This is a genomic window from Faecalicatena contorta, from assembly GCF_021531995.1.
GTDB lineage: Bacteria > Bacillota > Clostridia > Lachnospirales > Lachnospiraceae > Dorea_A > Dorea_A contorta_A.
This window is the reverse complement of record NZ_JAFBIZ010000009.1, coordinates 40,326-46,986: the sequence shown is the minus strand read 5'-3', so window position 1 is coordinate 46,986 and position 6,661 is coordinate 40,326. Positions and strand designations below refer to the sequence as shown.

General features: G+C 44.1%; 8 protein-coding genes, 2 tRNA genes and 1 rRNA gene. All 11 read right to left on the bottom strand.

Annotated elements, in window-relative coordinates:
- Nucleotides 1-204, bottom strand: a 16S ribosomal RNA gene (locus JQM82_RS02490); the annotation flags it as partial.
- A 396-nt stretch (nt 205-600) separates the two neighbouring features.
- Nucleotides 601-690, bottom strand: a tRNA-Ser gene (locus JQM82_RS02485).
- A 61-nt stretch (nt 691-751) separates the two neighbouring features.
- Nucleotides 752-837, bottom strand: a tRNA-Ser gene (locus JQM82_RS02480).
- An 87-nt stretch (nt 838-924) separates the two neighbouring features.
- Nucleotides 925-1,662 carry a 2-C-methyl-D-erythritol 4-phosphate cytidylyltransferase gene (ispD, locus tag JQM82_RS02475; RefSeq protein ID WP_235248384.1) on the bottom strand — a complete coding sequence of 246 codons (738 nt, stop codon included), beginning with the start codon at nt 1,660-1,662 and terminating at the stop codon, nt 925-927.
- A 22-nt stretch (nt 1,663-1,684) separates the two neighbouring features.
- Entirely contained in the window at nt 1,685-2,713 is a 1,029-nt protein-coding gene (gene tsaD, locus JQM82_RS02470; RefSeq protein WP_235248383.1) for a tRNA (adenosine(37)-N6)-threonylcarbamoyltransferase complex transferase subunit TsaD, read from the bottom strand.
- Nucleotides 2,714-2,734: 21 nt separating this feature from the next.
- Nucleotides 2,735-3,643: a ribonuclease Z gene (locus JQM82_RS02465; RefSeq protein WP_235248381.1), complete on the bottom strand. Its 909-nt coding sequence runs from the start codon at nt 3,641-3,643 to the stop codon at nt 2,735-2,737.
- Nucleotides 3,644-3,646: 3 nt separating this feature from the next.
- Nucleotides 3,647-3,886 carry a hypothetical protein gene (locus JQM82_RS02460; RefSeq protein WP_235248379.1) on the bottom strand — a complete coding sequence of 80 codons (240 nt, stop codon included), beginning with the start codon at nt 3,884-3,886 and terminating at the stop codon, nt 3,647-3,649.
- A 112-nt stretch (nt 3,887-3,998) separates the two neighbouring features.
- Nucleotides 3,999-4,442, bottom strand: a complete 444-nt coding sequence (rimI, locus tag JQM82_RS02455) for a ribosomal protein S18-alanine N-acetyltransferase (RefSeq protein ID WP_235248378.1) — start codon at nt 4,440-4,442, stop codon at nt 3,999-4,001.
- Between the two features lie 28 nt (nt 4,443-4,470).
- Complete coding sequence (locus JQM82_RS02450; RefSeq protein ID WP_235248377.1) at nt 4,471-5,505, bottom strand: threonine aldolase family protein; 1,035 nt, start codon at nt 5,503-5,505, stop codon at nt 4,471-4,473.
- Nucleotides 5,498-6,235 carry a tRNA (adenosine(37)-N6)-threonylcarbamoyltransferase complex dimerization subunit type 1 TsaB gene (gene tsaB / locus JQM82_RS02445; protein ID WP_235248376.1) on the bottom strand — a complete coding sequence of 246 codons (738 nt, stop codon included), beginning with the start codon at nt 6,233-6,235 and terminating at the stop codon, nt 5,498-5,500. The genes JQM82_RS02450 and tsaB overlap by 8 nt, the downstream gene beginning before the upstream one ends.
- Nucleotides 6,223-6,648, bottom strand: coding sequence for a tRNA (adenosine(37)-N6)-threonylcarbamoyltransferase complex ATPase subunit type 1 TsaE (tsaE, locus tag JQM82_RS02440; RefSeq protein ID WP_235248375.1), 426 nt, complete (start codon nt 6,646-6,648; stop codon nt 6,223-6,225). The genes tsaB and tsaE overlap by 13 nt, the downstream gene beginning before the upstream one ends.
- Nucleotides 6,649-6,661: the final 13 nt, after the last annotated feature.

The window sequence follows — 6,661 nt, the reverse complement described above, 5'->3', positions numbered from 1 at the left end:
TACCGTGGTCTTATGCGGTATTAGCAGTCATTTCTAACTGTTATCCCCCTGTATGAGGCAGGTTACCCACGCGTTACTCACCCGTCCGCCGCTCAGTCACTTGAATCTTCTTCCGAAGAATCTGATTCAAGTGCTTCGCTCGACTTGCATGTGTTAAGCACGCCGCCAGCGTTCATCCTGAGCCAGGATCAAACTCTCGTTAAAAAATCTTAAATCTGCTCTTACACAGATCCAAAATCAAGTTCGCTCCAGTTCAAGAAAACTACTAGCTTTCTTATCCCTTTTACTGTTATTAGGTCGACATTTTTCATGTCTTTGTTCTGAATTTTTCTCTTAAAGAAATCTTCAGGGTTGTTGTCTATTGTTTAATTATCAAGGTTCTTTGTTGTCATTTGCGACAGCCATATTAGAATATCATATGTTTCGTCATTTGTCAACAACTTTTTTAACTTTATTTTTCGACTTTTTTTGTTCGTCGAAAGCTTTTCTATAATACCATACTCACGCTTATCAGTCAAGTGTTTTTCGACTTTTTCACGTTTTTTCCGGTATTACATTTGTCGAAACTTTTCTGTTTGATCCAGATCATTTTCAACAAAACGGAGAAAGAGGGATTTGAACCCTCGCGCCGCTATTAACGACCTACTCCCTTTCCAGGGGAGCCCCTTCGGCCAGCTTGGGTATTTCTCCAAATACTGCTCGAGTACATTCATATAAAAAACTACCAGTTATTTACTTGGTAGTTTTTAAGCGGAGAGGGTGGGATTCGAACCCACGCGCCCTCTCGGACAAACGGTTTTCAAGACCGCCTCGTTATGACCACTTCGATACCTCTCCATGTATTCACTTTTGCCACATCAACTCAGCGACATGTTGTATTTTATCACACAACCTGTCGCTCGTCAATATTTATTTTTCATTTTTCTATTTTTTCTTCAGAAAGCAGCGTGCAGTCTCCAGATCTTCCGGCGTGGTAATCTTAATATTCTTGTAAGAGCCTTCAAAAAGCTTCACAGGCACCCGCATCTCCTGCTCCACTGCCATCGCATCATCCGTTACCTGTATAATCTCTTTCCTCATCATCCTGGAATACGCTTCCGTAATCAGTGTTGTTTCAAATACCTGCGGGGTTTGTACATTCCAGACATACTTTCTTTCCGGTGTATTCACCGCACACCCATCTTCATCAACTATTTTAACTGTATCTTTACTCGGCATTCCTGCCACACATGCTCTGTAACTGCACACCGTATCATATGCACGTTCCAATATTTCTTCATCCACAAAAGGTCTTGCTCCGTCATGAATAAAGACATATCCATCTTTCGCATTGTCTCCAAGCGCACCGTTCCTGATGATCTTCAAACCATTCCAGACAGAATCATATCTTTCCTTTCCTCCCGGTACAATCGCTTTCACTTTTCTAAATCCATATTTTCTTATAATTTCGTCATAGACATAATCTTCCTGTCCATGGCCGACAACCAGAATCATATCATCTATCACATTCGATTCTTCAAATACCCTCAGTGAATAATAGATGATCGGCTTTCCCTGTATTTCAATATACTGTTTCTGTATCGACGTTCCCATTCGCTTTCCCTGACCTGCCGAAAGAACGATCGCCGTACAGTGCTTTTGTCTGTCTCTTTTTTCTTCCATGTTGTGACTCCTTCGTGCGCCTCTATCTTTCACCCAGTTTCAGATTCGGAACTGCATTCAGATCCCATCCGCTTCTTGCTCCATTGATATATTCATAATACGCCGCCACGCCTATCATCGCCGCATTATCCGTACAGTAGATCGGGGACGGATAGTAGAATTTCACACCTCTCGCCTCGCATGCTTCTTTCATAGCTGTTCGAAGAGCGCTGTTAGATGCTACTCCTCCTGCAATTGCAAATTGATCCACCTGATACTCTTCGACAGCATGCATTGCATTTGCCACAAGGACATCAGTGACTGCTTTTTGAAAAGATGCAGCAATATCTGCCTGGTTATACTCTTCCCCTTTCATCTTGCAGCCGTTGATGTAATTCAGCACTGCCGATTTCACTCCACTGAAACTGAAGTCATATGGGGCATCCTCTACATGCGCTCTTGGAAACAGAATCGCGTCTGGATTTCCCTCTTTTGATACCTTGTCAATCTTTGGTCCTCCCGGATATCCAAGTCCAATGGCACGTGCCACTTTATCAAATGCCTCACCTGCTGCATCATCCCTGGTTCTTCCTATAATATCAAATTTTCCGTAATCCTTTACCCGCACCAGATGTGTATGGCCCCCGGATACCACCAGTGAAAAGAACGGCGGTTCCAGTTCCGCATGTTCAATAAAATTTGCCGCAATATGCCCTTCTATATGATGCACACCCACCAATGGTTTTTTTGCGGCATATGCAATTGCTTTCGCCTCTGCCACGCCTACAAGAAGTGCGCCTACCAATCCGGGACCATAGGTAACACCGACAGCATCAATGTCATCCAGTGTTACTTTCGCCTCCTGCAGAGCCGCTTCAATCACCTGATTAATCTTTTCAATATGTTTTCTGGAAGCAATTTCCGGAACTACACCGCCATACAGCGTATGCAGCGCAATCTGTGATGATATGATATTAGATAATACTTCCCGTCCATTTTTTACCACAGCTGCTGCCGTCTCGTCACAGGAACTTTCAATTGCCAGAATTAATACATCTTTTTTTTCACTCATTTTGTATTCTTCTCTCCTACTTTAATCAGAAAATACCAGTTCAACCGTACGTCTGTCTTTTGCGGCGATTGTATTGGGGAATATTTCTCTGACCTCATCTATATATTCTTCCGGTTTCGTCAGTGATGGGCTGTAATGTGTCAGCCACATCTCCTTTACTTCTGCTTCTTTTGCAATTCGTGCAGCTTCATAGAACGTCATGTGCTTATACTCTTTTGCTTTTTTCTGTTTATCCTTTTCTCCATACATTCCTTCACAGATGAAAAGATCAGATGCATATGCATTTTTCCGGATAGAATCCGTCGGGCGTGTATCCGTACAATACGTAAGCTTAATTCCCTTTCTTGCCGGTCCAAGTACCATATCCGGTGTATAGATATTTCCGTCTGATTCCAACGTCTCTCCTTTTTGAAGGATTCCCCAGAATCGCTGCGGAATTTGTGCCGCATTGGCCCGCTCCACATCAAACTTTCCCGCCCGGTCCACTTCAAGCGTATAACCATAACAGGTAACATTATGATTCACGCGAAAGGCTTTCAGGCGGTATCCATTCATCTCAAAGGTTTCTTCCTGATCCTTGATCTCACTACATCGAATCTGAAAGGGGAGTTCCGGTGCAATCACACGAAGTGCATTTACCACCCGTTCCAGTCCTTTCGGCCCAATCAAAGTAAGCGGCTCCGTCCGGTCTGCATTACCCATCGTAAGCAGAAGTCCCGGAAGTCCGCTGATATGATCTCCATGAAAATGTGTAAAACAGATCACATCAATCGGCTTAAAACTCCATCCTTTTTCTTTGATTGCAATCTGCGTCCCCTCTCCACAATCAATCAGAACGCTGCTGCCATTATATCTCACCATCAGTGACGTAAGCCACCGGTACGGAAGAGGCATCATCCCTCCGGTGCCTAATAAACATACATCTAACATATCTTACCTCGGTTTCTTTAATTGAATCAAAAAACTGTCAACCAGTTCATCATAACAGTCCTCACACAAATCAAAGCAATCCACCTGGTTATCCTTTCTGGAATGATATCCCCATCTTTTTTCGACTGTAAGAACATCTTCCTGGGGAATTCCCTCTGTCACGGGGATTACTTTTCCACATTTATTGCATATTATCTTTGCTACTTTCTTTATTTCTTTTATCTCTGTCTTATATTGGCGCATACATATCCTCCTGAATGTATATCATCTGAACCTTGATTCATCTGTCGCTACGCCTCTATTATATCTGCCTCGCAGAGCGTTGCCCAGTGGAAAGCTCTGTAAAGACTTCCAGTTATCTGCCAGTCTTAAGACTCATCAGGATCGCATTCTCCGTTGGATTTTCATAATATTTCTTTCGAATCCCATCTTCTGCAAATCCATGGCTTCGATAAAAACGAATTGCTGCAGAATTACTTTCGCGAACATCCAGCATAATTTTTGTAATTCCGTACTGTTCACAACAACTGAACAATTCTTTCACCATTCTGCCCGCCACACCCTTACATCGTCTGGTTTCTTCTACTGCAATTCGTGCAATCTCTCCCTCATCCAGTATATAATAAAAAATCAGATACCCGACAAGCACCTCTGACTGCCACGCTCCCAAAATCAGTGCATGCGCCTGATTCCATGTGTCCAGGAGCCCCTTCCTGCTCCAGGGATCCGGGAATATATTCTGTTCCAGCCGTTCAATATCCGGAAGATCTTCCTCCGTAACCTCGTGAATCTCCAGCATCTTTTACGCTTCCCCCGTCATTTTTCAGTTACAGTGCTTCTATGTCTGCTATCAGCCTGTCAACAGATTCTTCTTTTGTCGCCCAGCTGGTACAGAAGCGCACGGCACTGTGCTTCTCGTCAACCTTTTCCCAAAAACCATAAGCGTATTTTTCTTTCAGTTTTTCAAGATGTGTATCCGGCAGAATCGGGAACTGCTGATTCGTATAAGAGTCATAGCGAAGCGCGTATCCCTTCTTCTCAAAAGATTTTCTCAGACGCATTGCCTGTTCATCTGCATGTCTGCTGATCTTAAAATACAGGCCATCCGTAAATAAAGTATCAAACTGTATTCCCAGAAGCCGCCCCTTTGCCAGCATACCTCCATGGCGCTTAATCATATACCGAAAATCCTTTTTCAGTTCCGAATTGGTGATCACAACCGCCTCTCCAAACAGGGCGCCTACTTTCGTTCCTCCAATGTAAAAAACATCTGTATATTTTGCAATATCTTCCACTGTAAGATCTGACTGTTCCGACATCAGGCCATATCCAAGTCTTGCACCATCCAGAAACAGTGGCAGATTCATATCTTTGCATACTTGATACAATTCCTGCAGTTCCTCTCTACTGTATAAGGTTCCGTTTTCTGTCGGATGCGAAATATATACCATTCCCGGCTGTACCATATGCTCATGATCAGCATCACACCAATGTGTCTCACACATTTCCCTCACCTGCATGGCAGTAATCTTCCCGTCTTCACTCGTGATCGGGAGCACCTTATGTCCGGTAGCTTCCACGGCTCCTGTCTCATGCACATTGATATGTCCCGTGTGTGCCGCAACTACTCCCTGATAGGGACGCAGAATTGCGCTGATCACGGTAACATTCGTCTGCGTACCTCCCACAAGGAAATGGACGTCTGCAGTCTCATCTTTACACAGCTTCCGTATTTTTTCCCGCGCGCTGTCACAATATGGATCCATTCCATAACCAGCTGTCTGCTCATAATTGGTCTCTTCCATTCTTTTTAAAATATCGGGATGTGCCCCTTCTGCATAGTCACACTGAAATCTAATCATGTCCCAACCTCTCTTTTCTTTCTCTCTCTGCCTGAGATACCCGAAGATAATCCGGCTGATGTTCTTCTGCACTTTCTATTTTTCCTTCTTTATAATACCAAAGCCCGAGGGTTCCTACAGACGCTGCCCTTTGACGATTCATATTCGCCGGCGCAAACGTAAGATTCTGTCCGCACAGGATCTCTTCTTCCAACGTCTTTCGGAACACAGGAACGCCGTCCCCCAGAAAAGTCACTCTTCTTCCCTGCTCCCTCAGGTATCCAATAAGCTTCTTACCCAGATCCTCTATACTGATTGCCATCTGGTCTTCCAGCACTTTCAGACAAGTCCCTTCAAACTCATAGATTCCTGTATACACCTGTCCTCTTCTGGCATCCATGATCGGACACACAATGTCATAAGAACCACAAAGATTATAAGCAAGCCCTTCCAGTGTCGGAATGTGAATCAACGGCTTATCCAGCGCAAGACCCAGCCCCTTTGCCGTTGCAGATCCGATACGAAGTCCCGTAAAAGAGCCCGGCCCCGCAGCAACAGCGATTGCATCCACGCTGTTCAGATCCAGTTCTGTCATCTTCACAATCTCATCCAGCATAGGCAATAATGTCTGAGAATGTGTTTTCTTATAATTCAAGGTATATTCTGCAATCACCTGGTCATCCGTCATTCCATCTTCTACAACAGCTACGCTTGCAACCAGTCCTGAGCTGTCCAATGCTAATATTCGCATACACTTATCCTCCGATAATCAAATCCTTTTTCCAAGTCTTTTTCAATCTTTACCTCTGTATAATGTTCCGGCAATATCTCTTCAATCAGATTGGCCCATTCAATCAGACTCACACCTTCTCCATAGATATAATCCTCATATCCAATCTCATCCATTTCTTCCACATCGCCGATCCTGTAGACATCAAAATGATAGAAGGGCAGCCGCCCTTCTTCATATATCTGAACAATCGTAAATGTCGGACTGCTGACTGCCTCTTCTATCCCAAGTCCTGCCGCAAGTCCTTTTGTAAACACTGTTTTTCCAACTCCGAGATCTCCTACCAGGGTGTACACCTGCCCTGCTTTTGCCTGCTCACCCAGCCGGTACCCCAGATCATATGTCTCTTTTTCACAACTCGTTTCTATTATCATAATATATATTCCC